Annotated in this window: 13 protein-coding genes; 4 read left to right on the top strand and 9 right to left on the bottom strand. The window is 74.1% G+C overall.

Features of this window, described 5'->3' with window-relative positions:
* Positions 1-2 precede the first annotated feature (2 nt).
* The 6 genes from ACFYNO_RS18695 to egtA form a co-directional block, all read right to left on the bottom strand.
* Positions 3-935 (bottom strand): diiron oxygenase, encoded by a 933-nt coding sequence (locus ACFYNO_RS18695; RefSeq protein WP_388012897.1) that lies wholly within the window; start codon positions 933-935, stop codon positions 3-5.
* Positions 932-1,567: a TetR/AcrR family transcriptional regulator gene (locus tag ACFYNO_RS18690; protein WP_388012894.1), complete on the bottom strand. Its 636-nt coding sequence runs from the start codon at positions 1,565-1,567 to the stop codon at positions 932-934. Before ACFYNO_RS18690 ends, ACFYNO_RS18695 begins: the two co-directional genes overlap by 4 nt.
* A 95-nt stretch (positions 1,568-1,662) precedes the next feature.
* Complete coding sequence (egtD, locus tag ACFYNO_RS18685; RefSeq protein WP_388012891.1) at positions 1,663-2,640, bottom strand: L-histidine N(alpha)-methyltransferase; 978 nt, start codon at positions 2,638-2,640, stop codon at positions 1,663-1,665.
* On the bottom strand, positions 2,637-3,410 hold the full coding sequence (gene egtC, locus ACFYNO_RS18680; RefSeq protein WP_388012888.1) for an ergothioneine biosynthesis protein EgtC: 774 nt from the start codon (positions 3,408-3,410) through the stop codon (positions 2,637-2,639). Before egtC ends, egtD begins: the two co-directional genes overlap by 4 nt.
* Entirely contained in the window at positions 3,410-4,717 is a 1,308-nt protein-coding gene (egtB, locus tag ACFYNO_RS18675; RefSeq protein ID WP_388013328.1) for an ergothioneine biosynthesis protein EgtB, read from the bottom strand. Before egtB ends, egtC begins: the two co-directional genes overlap by 1 nt.
* Positions 4,718-4,794: 77 nt before the next feature.
* The gene (gene egtA, locus ACFYNO_RS18670; protein ID WP_388012885.1) at positions 4,795-6,147 is read right to left on the bottom strand and encodes an ergothioneine biosynthesis glutamate--cysteine ligase EgtA; all 1,353 of its coding nucleotides are present in this window, start codon (positions 6,145-6,147) and stop codon (positions 4,795-4,797) included.
* Positions 6,148-6,497: 350 nt separating this feature from the next.
* Here egtA and ACFYNO_RS18665 point away from each other — a divergent pair, with 350 nt between their 5' ends.
* The 3 genes from ACFYNO_RS18665 (at position 6,498) to ACFYNO_RS18655 (ending at position 10,680) form a co-directional block, all read left to right on the top strand.
* Positions 6,498-7,223, top strand: coding sequence for a TetR/AcrR family transcriptional regulator (locus ACFYNO_RS18665; RefSeq protein ID WP_388012882.1), 726 nt, complete (start codon positions 6,498-6,500; stop codon positions 7,221-7,223).
* A gap of 125 nt (positions 7,224-7,348) precedes the next feature.
* Positions 7,349-8,854 carry an MFS transporter gene (locus tag ACFYNO_RS18660; protein ID WP_388012879.1) on the top strand — a complete coding sequence of 502 codons (1,506 nt, stop codon included), beginning with the start codon at positions 7,349-7,351 and terminating at the stop codon, positions 8,852-8,854.
* A gap of 776 nt (positions 8,855-9,630) precedes the next feature.
* Positions 9,631-10,680, top strand: a complete 1,050-nt coding sequence (locus ACFYNO_RS18655) for a S66 peptidase family protein (protein WP_388013325.1) — start codon at positions 9,631-9,633, stop codon at positions 10,678-10,680.
* Positions 10,681-10,695: 15 nt separating this feature from the next.
* Here ACFYNO_RS18655 and ACFYNO_RS18650 read toward each other — a convergent pair whose 3' ends face one another.
* Positions 10,696-11,295, bottom strand: coding sequence for an O-methyltransferase (locus ACFYNO_RS18650; RefSeq protein WP_388012876.1), 600 nt, complete (start codon positions 11,293-11,295; stop codon positions 10,696-10,698).
* Positions 11,296-11,482: 187 nt separating this feature from the next.
* Between ACFYNO_RS18650 and ACFYNO_RS18645 the strand changes: the two genes are divergently transcribed.
* Positions 11,483-13,435 (top strand): phosphocholine-specific phospholipase C, encoded by a 1,953-nt coding sequence (locus ACFYNO_RS18645; RefSeq protein ID WP_388012873.1) that lies wholly within the window; start codon positions 11,483-11,485, stop codon positions 13,433-13,435.
* Here ACFYNO_RS18645 and ACFYNO_RS18640 read toward each other — a convergent pair.
* Together ACFYNO_RS18640 and ACFYNO_RS18635 are read right to left on the bottom strand one after the other, a co-directional pair.
* A complete protein-coding gene (locus ACFYNO_RS18640; protein ID WP_388012870.1) occupies positions 13,432-14,130 on the bottom strand; it encodes a hypothetical protein in 699 nt (232 codons plus the stop codon). The two genes, ACFYNO_RS18645 and ACFYNO_RS18640, sit on opposite strands and share 4 nt — an antisense overlap.
* A gap of 69 nt (positions 14,131-14,199) precedes the next feature.
* Positions 14,200-15,678 carry a hypothetical protein gene (locus ACFYNO_RS18635; protein WP_388012867.1) on the bottom strand — a complete coding sequence of 493 codons (1,479 nt, stop codon included), beginning with the start codon at positions 15,676-15,678 and terminating at the stop codon, positions 14,200-14,202.
* Between the last annotated feature and the right edge of the window lie 20 nt (positions 15,679-15,698).

Genomic DNA, 15,698 nt, shown 5'->3' with positions numbered 1-15,698 from the left:
GGTCAGCGCATCAGGTGGGCCCGGCGCCAGAGCGGGGCGGTGGAGCGGTCGATGATGCCGAGCTCGGTGAAGAACTCGACCGCCTTGCGGGACCAGTCCGCCTTGGCCGCCTGCCAGTGCGGATTGGCCTGGGCCGCCCGGTGCGCCTGCTGCGGGTCCAGCCCGACCAGGCCGTACACCCGCGGGTTGACGCACTCGCGCACCGCCTCGGCGGCCAGCACCGCCAGCACCCGGCGGAACAGCGCCTTGCGCGGGGCGCTCATCCGGGCCCAGCGGCGGGCCAGTTCGGGCTTGGCGTAGCCGATGTGCCGGGCCTCCTCGATCACGTGGATGCGGGCCACCGAGCGGGCCAGCGGCTGCAGCGACTCGTCGCGGATCATCTCGCGCTGCATCGCGTCGGTGAACTCCTCCACGAAGACCGCGCCGGCCAGGGTCAGCGCCGTGCCGCCGACGATCAGGTGGATCCGGCCGCGCCGCTGGGCCCGCCGGGACGGCCGGGCGGAGGGGTAGCCGGTGGCGGTGATGTAGCGGGCGAACATGGTGGAGTGCCGGCACTCGTCGGCCACCTCGGTGAGCGCGTACTGGGCGTGCCGGGTGGTCAGGTCCTCGTCGTAGACCAGCCGGATCAGGCCGGCCATCAGCAGCACCTCGAACCAGATGCCGGCCGAGGTGGTGCTGGCGAACTGGTTGGTGCTCAGCTGCGCCCGCCGGCGCTCCGTCAGGCCGTCCCAGAGCGGGGTGCCGTAGAGGGCGACCCGGTGCGGCGGCAGGGCGAAGTGGTCGGGGTCGATCGGGGCCGACCAGTCGATCTCGGTCAGCGGGTCGAAGGAGTGCTTGGCGGAGGCGCGCAGCAGTCGCTCGGCGGTCCGCTCGCGTTCGGCGGCGGGGTCGGCGGGGTCGACGGGCTCCGCGGCGGGGTCGGTCAGGGTGGTCACGGGGCGGCTCCGGTGGGGGAGGAGGGTGTGGCGCCGGTGGGGAAGCCGAGGGCGCGCAGCGAGAAGGCGATCAGCGCGGGCACCAGGTCGTCCGGCGCACGGCCGTCGGCCAGCGGTCCGACCAGCGCCTCGCCGACCCCGCCGACCAGCAGCGCCGCGGTCAGCTCCGGGTCCTGGCCGGGCAGTCGACCGGCCGCCACGCCCTCGGCCACGGCGGCCGCGATCACGTCCCGGAAGGCCCGGCGGAAGACCAGGCGCTCGGCCTCCACCTCCGGGTCCACCGGCTCGGCCAGCAGCGCGTAGGCCAGCCGGGGTGTGCCCAGCGCCCGGCCGGCGAAGGTGCCGATCACCGAGGCCACCTGGGCGTGCAGGTCGCCGCCGTAGGCCGCGGCCGCCCGCACGGCGGCCACCTCCCGGCTCACCACGCTGCGGAACAGCTCGGCGACCAGCTCGGCCTTGCTGGGAAAGGACCGATAGACGCTGCCGGTGGCGATCCCGGCCCGCTCGGCGACGGCGGCCACCGAGCAGGCGGCGTAGCCGCGTTCGGCCAGCAGTTCGGTCGCGGCGGCGAGCACGGCGGCGCGCTGGGCGTCGAGCCGGGCTTGGACGGCGGGGGTCTTCCGATAGGCCACGGCAAGAAGTGAAGCAGTGATTCAGTGCTTCATCAAGAGCCGGCGCACACGGAAAGGCCGGGGCCCGCGCGGGCCCCGGCCTGCCTGACCGCGCCTCAGCCCACCGGCTCCGCCAGCGAGAGCCCGAACCGGCCCTCCGGATCGGTCCACCAGTGCCGCAGCGCGAACCCGGCCGCCGCCAGCTCGGCCGCCACCCCGGACTGCCGGAACTTCGCCGAGATCTCGGTGCGCAGCTCCTCGCCCTCGGCGAAGTCCACCACCAGGTCGACCCCGGGGATCGCCACCCGCTGCGGCCGGGTGGCGCGCAGCCGCATCTCGATCCACTCCCGCTCGGTGTTCCAGAGGGCCACGTGCCGGAAGCCCTCCGGGTCGAAGCCCGCGTCCAGCTCCCGGTTCAGCACGTAGAGCAGGTTCTTGTCGAACTCGGCGGTGACGCCCGCCGCGTCGTCGTAGGCGGCGACCAGCACCCGCGGGTCCTTCACCAGGTCGGTGCCGAGCAGCAGCGCGTCCCCGGGCGCCAGTTCGGCCCGCAGCGCGGAGAGGAAGACGGCCCGCTCGGCCGGCGCCAGGTTGCCCAGGGTGCCGCCGAGGAAGGCGACCAGCCGGGGCGCCCGGACCTCGCCCGGCAGGCCCAGGCCGGCCGTGAAGTCGTTGAGCACGCCGTGCACCGTCAGCCCCGGGTAGTCCCGGGCCAGCCGCTGCCCGGCCTCGCGCAGCGCGCTCTCGCTGACGTCCACCGGCACGTAGGCCTCCAGGGTGCCGAGCGCGCCCAGCGCGTCCAGCAGCAGCCGGGTCTTCTCCGAGGAGCCGGAGCCCAGCTCGACCAGGGTCCGGGCCCGGGTGACGGCCGCGATCTCGTCGGCCCGGGCGGTCAGGATGGCCCGCTCGGCCCGGGTCGGGTAGTACTCGGGCAGCCGGGTGATGTCCTCGAACAGTTCGCTGCCCCGCTTGTCGTAGAACCACTTCGGCGGCAGCCACTTCTGCGCGGAGGTCAGCCCGCGCCGGACGTCCTCGCGCAGCGCCCGGGCGAAGTGGTCCGGCGGCAGCAGTCGGGTCAGCTCGAAGGTGCTCATCGGTGGTGGGATTCCTTTCGGCTCACGGCGGGGTCCAGTGGACGGACCGCCACCGCCTCGGGGGTGGCGAGCAGCACGGAGCGGTCGGGCACCGGGGTCCAGCCCGGTCCGTCGTCGCCCGGCTCGGAGGCGACCAGCACGGCCCGGCCCGGCTCCAGGCGGTGGAAGAGGGTGTCGCCCCAGGTGGTGGCGGCGATCACCCGGCCGTCGGTGACCAGCAGGTTGAGCCGGGCCTCGGTGTGCCCGGCCACCTCGGCCACGGTCTCGGCCAGCGCCTCCGCCACCGGTCGGCCGGCCCGCAGCCGGCGCCGCAGCAGGGCCCAGACCAGTGCCGAGTCGCAGCGCGCCTCCAGCGCCAGCAGCTCGGCGGGGTCGAGCAGCCCGGCCAGCGCGGAGAGTCCGGCCGGCCAGCCGGCCAGCGCGCCGTTGTGGCTGAACAGCCAGCCGTCACCGGTGTAGGGCGCGGCGGCGCTCTGCTCGGCGGCGGTGCCGGCGGTGGCCGAGCGGACCGCGGCCAGCAAGGCCCGGGTGCGGACCACCCGGGCCAGGTCGGAGAAGTTCTCGTCGGCCCAGATCGGCCCGGCCCGGCGGTAGCGGGCCGGCAGCGGATCGCCCTCGGCGTACCAGCCCAGGCCGAAGCCGTCCGCGTTGACCGTGCCGAACCGCTGCAGCCGGGGCGACCAGGACTGCCGGTGCAGCCCGTACGGTGGCTCCAGCAGCACCTCGGCCGGGCTCAACGGCGTTCCGAGGTAGGCCAGGTGACGGCACATCAGGCCTCCGCCGGCAGGTCGCGGGCGGTCCGGAAGCCGGCGAAGATCTGCCGCCGCACCGGGTAGTCCCAGTTGCGGAAGGTGCCCCGGCAGGCCACCGGCGCGACCGCGAAGCTGCCGCCGCGCAGCACCTTGTACTCGGCCGGCCGGCCCGGGGGCGCGAAGAACACCTCCGAGTACTCCCGGTACGGCCAGGCCCGGAAGCCCGGGTAGGGACCGAAGTCGCTGGCCGTCCACTCCCAGACGTCGCCGATCAACTGCCGTGCCCCGCACGGCGCAGCGCCCGCCGGGTAGCTGCCGACCGGGGCCGGCTGGAGGTGGCGCTGGCCCAGGTTGGCGTGCTCGGGGCCGGGCGGCCCGTCGCCCCAGGGGAAGCGGCGGGAGCGGCCGGTGGCCGGGTCGTGCCGGGCCGCCTTCTCCCACTCCGCCTCGGTGGGCAGCCGGCGCCCGGCCCACCGGGCGTAGGCCTCGGCCTCGTACCAGGTGACGTGCAGCACCGGCTCCTCGGGCGGCACCGGCTCGACCCGGCCGAACCGGCGCCGCAGCCACTGGCCGTCCTGCTCGAACCAGTGCAGCGGCGCGGTGAGGCCGGCCTCCTGCCGGTGCGCCCAGCCCTCGGTGCTCCAGCAGTCCGGCCGCCGGTAGCCGCCGTCGTCGATGAAGGCCTGGTAGGCGGCGTTGCTCACCGGGACGGTGTCGATGGCGAAGGCGGGCAGCTCCACCAGGTGGGCCGGGCGCTCGTTGTCCAGCGCCCAGGGCTCGGTGTCGGTGCCCATGGTGAACGGCCCGGCGGGCACCACGACTTCGGGCGGAAGTCGGTCGCCGGGCGCGGGGGCGGGCGCCGGCGCCGTCAACACGGCTCCGCCGGAACGGAGCTGATGGGTGATCAGCATGGTCTCGTCGTGCTGCTGTTCGTGCTGGGCGATCATGCCGAAGGCGAAGCCGGCCCGCAGCAGCGGCGGCCCGGACAGCTCCGCGCCGTCCAGCAGGTCCAGCACCCGGCCGCGCACCTCGGCCGTGTACCGGCGGGCCTCGGCGGGCGGCAGCAGCGGCAGCGCGGGCCGGTCGGCGCGCGGGTGCTGGAAGGCGTCGTAGAGCGGGTCGATCTCGGGGTGCATCGGGTCCTGGCCGCCCACGTTGCGCAGCAGCCAGAGCTCCTCCTGGTTGCCGATGTGCGCCAGGTCCCAGACCAGCGGGGACATCAGGCGGGAGTGCTGGGCGGTCAGGTCGGCGTCGTCCACCGCGTCGGTGAGCAGCGCGGTGCGGGCCCGGGCGGTGAGCAGCTGCTCGGCGATCGCCTCGCGCAGCGCCTCGTCGCCGAGCTCGCCGAGCTCGCCGAGGTCGCCGGGCCCGCCGTGTGCGTCGGGTCCGCCGGGTTCGGGGTTCAGCACGGTGCGTCCTCTCGGGCCGGGGGCGGCAGCAGGTCGTCGGCCGGACATCGGCCGCGGGCGGGGTAGCGCTCGGCGAAGTCGGAGAGGTCGGCGCGGATCGCGCTGTCCACCCCCGCCCTGGCCAGCGCCCCCTCGGCCGCGGCGAAGCAGCCCAGCGCGGCCCGGCGCAGCACCGGGTCGGCCATGCCGCGGGTGGCCGCCCTGGTCCAGGCGGGCCCGAGCGGGCCGGGCGCGGCCAGCGCCGCGCTCAGCGGCTCCAGCGCGGCCAGCGCGGCATCGGTGGCCCGCGGGTCGCCGAAGAGCGCGGCGGTCAGCGCGGCCGGCACGATCCAGCCGTCGCCCGGCTGGGCGTCGATCATCCGCAGCTCCAGGTAGCCGCGCGGGCGGACCGGCGGGAAGAGCGTGGTGGTGTGGTAGTCCAGGTCGGCCAGGGTGGGCCGGTCCGCCTCCGGGCGGCGCAGCCAGTCGCGGAAGGTCAGCCCGGCGGGCGCGTCCCAGGGCAGCCCGGCGGGCCGGCGCACGCAGAGCACCTGGGCGTCCAGCACGTAGCGGGCCCAGGCCGCGCACGGGTCGGCGCCGCTGGGCGCCCGGGTGCGGGTGCGGTCCATCCGGGACCATACGGCCTGCCGGGTGGACCGGTAGCCGGTCGGCCGCCCGTCCAGCAGCGGGGAGTTGGCGAAGGCGGCGACCAGCACCGGGCCGAGCCGGTGGGCCAGGTCCCAGCGCTGCCGGAAGCCGCCGCTGCCCGGGGTGTCGGTGCCGGCGTCCACGCAGACCTGGGCGGAGGCGGTGACGCACATCATGATCCGGCCCCACGGCCCGGCCCGGTCGAAGAAGCCGGCCATCGCCAGGTAGCGGGGCTGGCGCAGGGTCACCTGACGGACCCTCGGGTGCGGGTCGACGCCGTAGCCGGCCAGGCTCAGGCCCTGGTCGGCGAAGGCGGTGCGGAGGGCGGCGAGGTCCCGGCCGGTGGTGCGCACGCAGTCGGCCAGTCCGTCGGCGGCCGGGGAGCTGAGCTCGACCTGGCCGCCGGGCTCGCGGGTGATCCGGGAGCCGGCCGGGAGCACGGGGGGTTCCGGAGTGTTGTGCTCCGGACCTGCGGGGGGCGGGGCGAGGGCGGCCAGCGCCGCCGTGATCCGCCGGGGGTCGGGCGCCAGGCCCGGCCGCGCGGTGTCGTGGACGAGCCATTCCAGCTCGACCCCGACCTGTCCGGGCGGGCCGATCTTGAAACAGGTGGAGGCCACGTAGGCCTCGGCGGTGGACTCGGTCAGCGGGGTCACGGTCGGTGGTGCCTGGGCGGGGGAGCTGGGCGCGGAACTCGACGGTCGTGCGACGTTCAACTGCATCACGTCCTCTGCTGCAGCGGCGGTGACCAGACGGGTGCGGGGTGGGAACCTGCTCGCTCCCAGTCTGCGACCGGTCACGCGCGGTCGCCCGGGCGTCCGGTCGTATGAGGTGGATTCCCGCTGCCCGGCCCGGGCAACCGGGTGAGAACCGGACGGGAACCGGGTGGGAACCGAGGGGGAACGGGGCAGCCGGGGTGAGCGGGCTGACCGAGGGTGAGGCGGCTCACATCGAGGAGAAATCCGCCGGAGCGGAAATATGTGGGGACCCTCTCCCCGTTTGCCGTACAGTCGAAGGAAGTGGGGGAAGACTCCCCGGATCACCCGGGGCCCCTGAGGAGAGGAGTGCGGTCATGGACACGCTCGCTGCAACGACGCCCCTGCGTTCCGCCGCACCCGGTTCCACCCCGGCCGAGGGTGCCGAGAGCGCGGGTGCGCAGGTCTGCGCCGCCGCGCCCAGGCTGCGGGCCGATGCGATCCGCAACCGGGAGCGCATCCTCGCCGCCGCCGGGGAGCTGTTCGCCGACGAGGGCGCCGATGTGGCCCTGGACGAGATCGCCCGCCGGGCCGGCGTCGGCAACGCCACGCTCTACCGGAACTTCCCCGACCGCAACGCCCTGATCCACCAGGTCGCGCTCTCCATCATGGAGCGCATCCGGGACCGGGCCCGCGAGGCGGTCGCCTCCGAGGGCGATGCCTTCGCGGAGCTGTGCGCCTTCGTGCACGACGCCGCGGACCAGAAGATCGGTGCCCTGTGCACCATGCTGTCCGAGCACGTCACGCCCGAGTCCGAAGCCGAGTACTTCGCGATCAAGGGCGACACCGACGAGCTCACCGGCCTGCTGATGGCCCGGGCCCGGGAGGCCGGTACGCTCCGGCCCGACGTGGGGCCGGGCGACCTGTTCGTCGCGCTGGGGCGGCTCTCCCGCCCGATGCCCGGCGCCGACTGCGTGGCGCTGGACCACTCCGTCACCGTCCACCGCCACCTCCAACTCTTCCTGGACGGACTGCGGGCCCCCGCGCCCTCGGTCCTGCCCGGCCGCCCGATCCTGCTGGAAGAACTGCGGCGGCACCGCTGACCTCTCCCGGGAACCCCACGGCCCCCTCCAGGGGCCGGCCCGGACCTGGCACCAAGCACTACTGGGCGCATCCTGACCGCGCCTGATCGATTCGCACCAATTCCTGCCGTTAGGTGAGTACACCCATGTCAGAATCCGTCGTGCCCCAGGCCGACCCCAACCGCTGGAAGGCGCTCGCGTTCATCGGGCTCGCCCAGCTGATGGTGGTGCTCGACGCCACCATCGTGAACATCGCGCTGCCCTCCGCGCAGCACGACCTCGCCTTCTCCGACACCAACCGCTCGTGGGTGATCACCGCCTACGCGCTGGCCTTCGGCGGTCTGCTGCTGTTCGGCGGCCGGGTCTCCGACATGTGGGGCCGCCGGCGCACCTTCATCGTCGGCCTGGTCGGCTTCGCCGCCGCCTCCGCCATCGGCGGTCTGTCGCAGAACTTCACCATGCTGGTCTCCGCCCGTGCCCTCCAGGGCGTCTTCGGTGCCCTGCTCGCGCCCTCCGCGCTCTCGCTGCTCACCGTGAGCTTCACCGAGGCCAAGGAGCGCGCCAAGGCGTTCGGCATCTACGGCGCCATCGCCGGTGGTGGCGGTGCGCTCGGCCTGATCCTGGGCGGCGTGCTCACCGAGTACCTGAACTGGCGCTGGACCTTCTACATCAACGTGCCGTTCGCGATCGTCGCCGTGCTCGGCGCCGTCTACGTGATCCGTGAGCCGCTCGGCTCGCGCAACCGCAACCCGCTGGACATCCCCGGCGTGCTGCTGGTCTCCAGCGGCCTGGTCGCCCTGGTCTACGGCTTCACCAACGCCTCCGAGCAGAGCTGGGGCGCGAGCCGCACCGTCGCCCTGTTCGTCGCCGCCGCGGTGCTGCTGATCGCCTTCGTGATCGTCGAGAGCCGGGTCAGCTCCCCGCTGCTGCCGCTGCGCGTGGTGCTCGACCGCAACCGTGGCGGCTCCTACCTGGCGCTGGGCCTGGCCGTGATCGGCATGTTCGGCCTGTTCCTCTTCCTCACCTACTACATGCAGAAGGTGCTGGACTACAGCCCGGTCATGACCGGTGTCGCCTTCCTGCCGATGGTGGTCGGCATGATCACCGGCTCGACCCAGATCGGCGCCCGCCTGATGAACCGGGTCCCGGCCCGCTTCCTGATGGGCCCCGGCTTCCTGGTCGCCTCGGGCGGCATGGCGATCCTGAGCCAGATCAAGGTGGACTCCTCCTACTGGCTGATCCTGCCCGGCCTGGTCCTGATGGGCCTCGGCATGGGTACCGCGTTCATGCCGGCTATGAGCCTGGCGACCTTCCGGGTCCGCCCGACCGACGCCGGTGTGGCCTCCGCGATGGTCAACACCTCGCAGCAGGTCGGCGGCGCGATCGGCACCGCGGCGCTGAGCACCGTGGCGACCGCGGCGACCAAGTCCTTCCTCACCTCGCACGCGGCCCAGCTGCACTCGCCGCAGGCGCAGCTGACCCTGCTGCAGGCCCAGGTGCACGGCTTCTCGCACGCGATCTGGTGGTCCTTCGGCTTCCTGATCACGGCCGCGGTCATCGCCTTCGCCCTGCTGAACGGCGGCGGCCAGGCGAACCACGCCCCCGCGGGCGCGGACGGCGAGGTCGCCGACATCCCGGTGATGGCGCACTGACGCACTGAACGCACCATCGGCAGCACCGGCGCCGCCCTCCCCCGCCAGGGGAGGGCGGCGCCGGTGCGTCCGGCCTCCTCCGGATACGCACTGGACACCCGCGCACGCCGCATGATCGACTCGCGGCAACCCGAAGTCCCCTCGTACCGGAGGTCCGTATGGCGCCGAGCCCCGCCACCCCGCTCGACCGACTGCGCAGCGCCGTGGACCGCACGGCCGAGCTGGTGCGCGGCCGTGCGGCCACCGGGCTGAGCCACGACGATGCCGACGAGCAGCAGGGCACCATCGCCACCGACGGCGCGATCGGCTACGACCCGGTGCCGCTGCTCGCCGAACTGGACCGGCGCGGCGCGGTGGTGGTGGTGATCGGGCAGGTGGCCGGCATCCTGCACGGCTCCACCGAGCTGACCGGCGACCTCGACCTGCTCTGGGACGGCGACCCGGCCCGGGCCGGCGCGATGGCCGAGGCCTTCGCCGCCCTCGGCGCCCGGCTCTACGACGAGGACGGCACCGAAGTGCCGTGCACCGCCGACTCCTTCCATGCCCGCAAGCTGGACTTCCGGACCGAGCGGGCCTCCGGCGACCTCTGCACGCCCAAGCTGCCCTGGGGCCCGCTCGACGTCTCCGGCTTCACCGGCCGCGCGCTCACCACCCCGGGCGCGGACGGCACCCTGCTGCGCTACCTGCGCCGCGCCGACCTGATCGCGATGCGGCGCGCCGTCGGCCGGCCCAAGGACCTGCGCCGGGCCGAGGAACTGGAGCGGCTGGCGGCGACCGTGCCGACCGCCGTCGCCCCGCCCAAGCCGCGCCCCGGCGACCGGATCGCCGTGCTCTCGCCCGCGGCCGGCCTGCCCGCCGTCTTCCCGCACCCGTACGAGCTGGGCGTTCGCCGGCTGCGCGAGGAGTACGGCCTGGAGCCCGTCGAGTACCCGACCACCCGGCTGCTCGGCGCCACCCCCGAGCAGCGCGCCGCCGACCTGCACGCCGCCTTCGCCGACCCGACCGTCAAGGCGGTGATCGCCACCATCGGCGGCGAGGACCAGATCACCGTGCTGCCGCACCTGGACCGCGAGCTGATCCAGGCCAACCCCAAGCCCTTCTACGGCTACAGCGACAACACCAACCTGCTGCTCGCGCTGCGCAACCTGGGCATCGTCGGCTACCACGGCGCCACCGTGATGGTGGAGCTCGGCCGCGGCGGCCGGGTGCACCCGATGACCGACGCCTCGCTGCGGGCCGCGCTCTTCGGCGCGCCCGGGGAGCCGTTCGAGCTGTGCGAGACCGAGCGCAGCGGCGATCAGCCCTCGCCCTGGGAGGACCCGGAGTCGATGACCGCCGAGCCGGTCAGCGAGCCCTGCGGCGGCTGGCTCTGGCACGGGCCGGAGCGGGTGGTGGACGGGCCCGGCTGGGGCGGCAACCTGGAGATCCTGGCCTGGATGGCCATGGCCGACCGGGAGATCCGCCCGGTCGAGGAGTACGCCGGCGGGGTGCTGCTGCTGGAGACCTCCGAGGAGATGCCCAGCAGCGACGAGGTCTACCGGATCCTGCGCAACCTCGGCGAGCGCGGGCTGCTGCGGCAGTTCCCGGCGCTGCTGATGGGCCGGGCCAAGGCGTGGAACTTCCAGCGCCGCAACTCGCCCGCCGAGAAGCTGGCCTACCGCACCGCGCAGCGCGAGGCGGTGCAGCGGGCGCTCGCCGAGTACGCGCCGGACACCCTGGCCGTGTTCGACGTGGACTTCGGCCACACCGACCCGCATCTGACGCTGCCGATCGGCGGGCGGATCCGGGTGGACGGGGAGCAGCGGCGGATCACCGTCTGGTACTGAGCGGCTGACGCACGGTCAGCGCCGGCGGCCGACCACCGTGGCGAAGTCCGGGGCCAGGCGCAGCTCGGTGGCGTCCAGCGCCGGGTGCTCCAGCCAGTGCAGCCGCGCCTCGTCCGGCCGGCCCTCGTGCAGCGGGGGCCAGCCGGCGGCGGGCGTGAAGTCGTCGATCACCACCGTGCCGCCGAGCGCCAACAGCCGCTCCGGGTCGGCCGGTTCGTCGCCCTGCTTGCCCTGGCCGCCGCCGTCCAGCACCAGCAGGTCGTAGGGGCCGCCGTGCCGGTGCAGGACCGTCCAGTCGGCCCGGACCACCTCGACCTGCGGCAGCCCGGCGAAGAGCGCGGCGGCCACCGCCGCCCGCTCCTCGTCCCGCTCCACGCTCACCAGCCGCACTCCGGGCGGTGCGCCGCTGACCAGCCAGGCCAGCCCGACCCCGCAGCCGGTGCCGGTCTCGCCGATCCAGCGAACCGCGCCCTGCGCCAGGGTGTGCAGCAGCCGGCCCTGCTCCGGGCGGCAGGAGTGGGCGAAGCCGGCCGCCTCCGCGGCGGCCACGGCCTTCTGGACCAGCGGGGGCAGGTCGTCGGCCGCGAGGTGGGCGGCGGTTCCTCTGATGGACAACGGGACCTCACAGGGCTCGGGCGGATACGCTGACGCCCACTCAACACCAGCGGCGCGGTGGTTCGCTGGCATCTTCGGCCATGCCGCGGTCTTCCGTTGTTCATACAACCCTGGAATCATCCTCGCTGCTATACCCGCGAGTAACCGTGTGGGCTGTCGACCCCTCAGCCAACCTCCTGGAGGCACCGTGTCCCCGCTCTCCCGCCGCGCCCTGCTCGGCTCCGCCGTGGCCTCCGGCGCCGCCGCCGGCCTCGGCGCCCTGCCCGGTTCCGTGCAGCAGGCGCTGGCCGCGCCGGTCGCGCCCGGCACCCTGGACGATGTCGAGCACGTGGTGGTCCTGATGCAGGAGAACCGGTCCTTCGACCACTACTTCGGCACTCTGAACGGCGTGCGCGGCTACGGCGACACCTCGCGGGTGCGGTTCCCGAACGGCTCGGACGTGCTGAGCCAGCGGATGCTCGGCACGGTCGGCGGCACCACCCTGCTGCCCTGGCACCTGGACACCTCGACCAGCGACGCCCAGCGGATCTTCGACCTGGACCACTCCTGGAACGGCACCCACAGCGCCTGGGCCAACGGCCAGTGGAACAACTGGATCCCGGCCAAGACCTGGTACACCATGGGCTACTACCGCCGCCAGGACATCCCGTTCCAGTACGCCCTCGCCGACAACTTCACCGTCTGCGACCAGTACTTCTGCTCGGCGATGACCTCCACCGACCCGAACCGGCTCTACCTGTGGTCCGGCACCATCGACCCGGCCGGCACCCACGGCGGCCCGGCCACCGACAACAGCAGGACCGGCTTCACGTGGACCACCTACCCGGAGCGGCTGGAGGCCGCGGGCATCTCCTGGAAGGTCTACCAGCAGCAGGACAACTACGACGACAACGCGCTGGCCTGGTTCGCCTCCTTCCAGCAGGCGCCCACCACCTCGCCGCTCTACCGGAAGGGCATGGCCCGGTACGGGGCCGACGACTTCGCCAACGACGTGGCCGGCGGCAAGCTGCCGGCCGTGAGCTGGGTGGTCGCGCCGACCGCGCAGTCCGAGCACCCCAACTACCCGCCGGCCCAGGGTGCGGACTTCACCTCCTCGGTGGTGCTGGAGGCGCTGGCCGCCAACCCGGAGGTCTGGGCGAAGACCGTCGTCCTCCTCAACTACGACGAGAACGACGGCTTCTTCGACCACGTGGTGCCGCCGGTCGCGCCGGACGGCACGCCCGACGAGTTCGTCAACGGCGCGCCGATCGGCCTCGGCCCCCGGGTGCCGATGATCGTGATCTCCCCGTGGAGCCGCGGCGGCAAGGTCAACTCCGAGGTCTTCGACCACACGTCGGTGCTGCGGTTCCTGGAGAACTGGACCGGGGTGAAGGAGACCAACATCTCCGCCTGGCGGCGCACCGTCTGCGGCGACCTGATGTCCGCCTTCGACTTCACCACCAGCAACCGGACCTTCCCGGCGCTGCCCGACACCAAGCAGCTGCTGGCCGACCTCGCCCAGCAGGACAAGCTGCTGCTGCCGCCGATCTTCCCGCCGCTGATCCAGCACGCCCCGCAGGTCGAGTCCGGCGACCGCCCGGCGCTGCCGACCGGCTACCGGTTCGGCTCCTCCTCGCGGACCGACACCGCCACCGGGCAGCTCTGGATCACCATCGACAACCTGGGCACCCTGGGCGCGGGCCTGTCGATGTACACCGTGAACCACCGCCAGTTCGGCGCCTGGCGCTACACCCTGCCGGTCGGCGGCAGCGTCAGCGACTTCTTCAGCGCGCTCGGCGTCAGCGGCGGCCCCTACGACATCGACGCGCACGGCCCCGACGGCTTCCTGCGCGGCTTCAAGGGCGACGTCCGCACCTGGACCGACCCGGCCAAGGCCCACCCCGAGGTCGCGGCGGTCGAGTCCCCGGCGGGCGTTCAGCTCAGCCTCAGCAACCGGGGCGGCCGGGCCGCGGTCTTCACCGTAGGCGCCAACTCGGCCTTCGGGGCCGCGGGTTCGGCCGTGCAGACGGTCACCGTCGCGGCCGGCGGGAGCGCGCAGCTGCAGCTGGCGCCCACCTCTGCCGGGCGGTACGACTACACGGTGACCGCCGACACCGGCGACGGCTTCGAGCGCCGCTTCGCCGGGCGGCTGCAGCCCTAGCGAGCCTTCCGGTAGTGGGCGAGGTAGCCGAGCATCTCGGCGTCCAGTCGGTCGGCTGCCTCGCCCCCGCTGCTGTGCAGCTGGTGCCAGATGCGGTTCTCCAGCCAGCAGCGGTAGGCGAATTGCTCGAAGGTGGGCGCGCACCAGACGATGGCGGCCCGCTGGGCGTCGGCGTCATCGAGGTCGCTCTCCGGCTCCTCGTCCGGGTCTGCCGAGTCGCGCGCCTGGTACTCGTACTCGTAGTCCAGGTAGGAGCAGACCACGAAGGACTCGCCGGAGGGCCGCAGGTACAGGTACCAGAGCAGGCAGTCCTGCTGGTCCCGGTAGAACCGGACCAGGAAGGCGCCCGGCTCCACCGGGCTGGGCAGCGGGTCCGAGAGGCTGCTCCAGCAGGCCGTCACCGACACCTCGTCCAGCACGCCGGCGCAGGCGGCCGCCTGGTGGAAGGTGATGAAGTCGGCCGGCAGCTCGATCCCCTCGGCGGCCAGCTGCTTGCCCAACTCCGCTATCCGCACGGCGTCTTCGGAGAGATCGGGGCCCGGCCTGCGGTCGCCGAGCCAGTCGAAGGCGCCGGAGAAGCGGCTCCCGTCGAGCGGCGGGAGGGAGGCGTACGGGTAGCCCAGGTAGGTGTGTCCGCTGGGCCGGTAGTCGCCCAAGTCCGTTGCGTACCAGATGGGTTCGAAGTCGATGCTCATGGGTGGGGGGCCTCCGCGTTCGGGGCGTGCGGTGTGGTCGAGCTGAAGCATCCCACCGCGGGCCGACAGTCACGCCCCCGAGGCGTCGAGCAGTTGGTGAAGCCGGGCAACGGAGTGCGCCGGGTTGGCGGCGGCCGGTTCGGCGAGCTCGGGGTGGAGTAGCAGCTCTTCGAGCAGGGCGGGCGGGAGGAGTGGATTGGCCGCCGCAGCGTGGCGCACGGTGTCCGCGGTGTCGGTGAGTTGGGGGATCGGCGGGCTCGGGAGGGTGGGGTCGGCGGCGGCCAGGGTGCGGACCTGCGGGTCGGGGTGGTCCAGCAGGTGGTGTAGGCCGGTGCGGGGGAGGCGGGGGAGGGTGAGCAGGTGGGCGCGGCGGCTCGGGCTGGAGAGGAAGGCGTCGAGGAGGAGGGTGGGTGGTGCCTTCGGGTGGTTGTAGGCGAGCAGGTCGCGGACGTCCTGGTCCGGGTCGATGGCGAGGCGGTGCACCAGCTGTTCGGGCAGCAGGGGGCAGGTGGCGGCGGTCCGGCGCAGGGCGGCGTGCGGGGAGTCGGCGCAGGCCGCGTACCAGGCGGTCTCGGGTTCGCGGTACAGCTCGCCGACCGGGCCGATCTGCTCGGCGCTGCCGCCGAGCACGCGGTTGACGGCGAGGCACTGGGGCCAGGTGTGGGGTGCCGTGCCGTGCAGTTCGGCACGGGTGCGGACGGCGGGGTCGGGGTCGGCGATCAGCGCCGTCAGCTGACTGACCGTCAGATCTCCGCGGTCAGCCATGCGTTCGCGGATCTCCGGGTCCGGATCCCGGACCAGGCGGGCGACCACCGGCTCCGGTATCCGCCGGTTGCGGGCCAGCGCGTCCAGGTCGCGGCGCTCCGCGAGACAGCGCTCGGCGAGTGTGAGCGATACGGCGTAGTGGGTGAGTACGGTGTACCGGCTGCGCTCGGAGAGCTGCGGCAGGCTCGCCGGGTCGACCGGCTGCTGCTCGCGGCGGGCGGCCTCGCGCACCGCGGGGTCGGAGTCGGCGAGCAGCGCGCTGCGCTGGGCAGGGGTCAGCCAGAACCAGAAGACGGTCGAGTCGCGCCGCAGCCGGGCGTCCGGGTGCTCGGGCATCCGGCGCCGGAAGGAGTGCGGGATCTGCCCGGAGAACGCCAACTCGTGCCGGATCTCGTTCGCGGAGAGCAGGCCCGGCCGGTCCTCGGCCGTCAGCAGCGCGTCGAGGACCTCATCGGGCAGCGGCCGGGCCAGTTGGGGCCTGGGGTGCGGGCCGCTCGCCAGGGAGGCGCGGACCATCCCGTCCGGGTCCTCGGCCAGGCGGCCGCGCTGTGCCGGGTCGACGTGCGGGTTGCGGGCGAAGGCGAGGCGGGCGACCGGGTCCGGGTGGGCGAGCACCGCCTCGGCCACCTCTGCGGGCAGCGTGCGCTGCCCGCAGAGGATCGGCAGGACCGCGACCGCCGCCGGTGCGGCGAGCAGTCGCAGCAGCACCCCGGCCGGGGCCGCCGGGTTGGCGGCGACGCCGCGCAGCCAGGCCTCGGCGGTGGGTGCGGGGGTGGTCGGCATGAGGACGATCATCGCAGCCG

This window comes from Kitasatospora sp. NPDC006697 (assembly GCF_042869935.1).
In the GTDB taxonomy this organism is placed as follows: Bacteria; Actinomycetota; Actinomycetes; order Streptomycetales; family Streptomycetaceae; genus Kitasatospora.
The sequence above is the reverse complement of the archived record's forward strand: the minus strand, read 5'-3'. Positions and strand labels throughout refer to the sequence as shown.

Excerpts from the sequence above, each read along its gene's own strand:
- egtD (WP_388012891.1), bottom strand. The coding sequence starts at position 2,640 with ATGAGCACCTTCGAGCTGACCCGACTGCTGCCGCCGGACCACTTCGCC.
- egtC (WP_388012888.1), bottom strand. The coding sequence starts at position 3,410 with ATGTGCCGTCACCTGGCCTACCTCGGAACGCCGTTGAGCCCGGCCGAG.
- egtA (WP_388012885.1), bottom strand. The coding sequence starts at position 6,147 with ATGCAGTTGAACGTCGCACGACCGTCGAGTTCCGCGCCCAGCTCCCCC.
- ACFYNO_RS18665 (WP_388012882.1), top strand. The coding sequence starts at position 6,498 with ATGGACACGCTCGCTGCAACGACGCCCCTGCGTTCCGCCGCACCCGGT.
- ACFYNO_RS18660 (WP_388012879.1), top strand. The coding sequence starts at position 7,349 with ATGTCAGAATCCGTCGTGCCCCAGGCCGACCCCAACCGCTGGAAGGCG.
- ACFYNO_RS18640 (WP_388012870.1), bottom strand. The coding sequence starts at position 14,130 with ATGAGCATCGACTTCGAACCCATCTGGTACGCAACGGACTTGGGCGAC.
- ACFYNO_RS18635 (WP_388012867.1), bottom strand. The coding sequence starts at position 15,678 with ATGCCGACCACCCCCGCACCCACCGCCGAGGCCTGGCTGCGCGGCGTC.